Raw genomic sequence first — 321 nt, forward strand, 5'->3', positions numbered from 1 at the left:
TCAAGCCTAAGCTTGTCAAGTTCGCTACTCCACTCGTAAAGTCGCCCGCTTGATTCAACACGTTGTTCACTCCTGAGCCTAAACCTGTGATTGCTCCGGTTAACGTGCTCGTTACTGTTACATTATTTGTATTGGCAGCAAAAGTTGTGACCGTATTGCCATACGCATCTTGGGCTGTCAAGGTATTCGTTCCAGTAAAGGCTGTTCCATTCGTTTGAGGACTCGCTAAGCTAACCGCCAATTTCGTCATCGTTGATGCACTCACGGCTACTGTCAATCGATCTGCTCCTGCAGCAACGATACTTCCATCTGTAACAGCCA

The 321-nt window shown here is 47.4% G+C and carries 1 protein-coding gene; it reads right to left on the minus strand.

Annotated elements, in window-relative coordinates; all coding sequences use genetic code 11:
* Nucleotides 1-321 (minus strand): hypothetical protein (locus EWU23_RS13800; protein ID WP_166233195.1); only part of this gene is annotated, 321 nt, incomplete at both ends.

Origin of the sequence: Aquirufa beregesia, assembly GCF_011090385.1 — a bacterium.
In the GTDB taxonomy this organism is placed as follows: domain Bacteria; phylum Bacteroidota; class Bacteroidia; order Cytophagales; family Spirosomataceae; genus Aquirufa; species Aquirufa beregesia.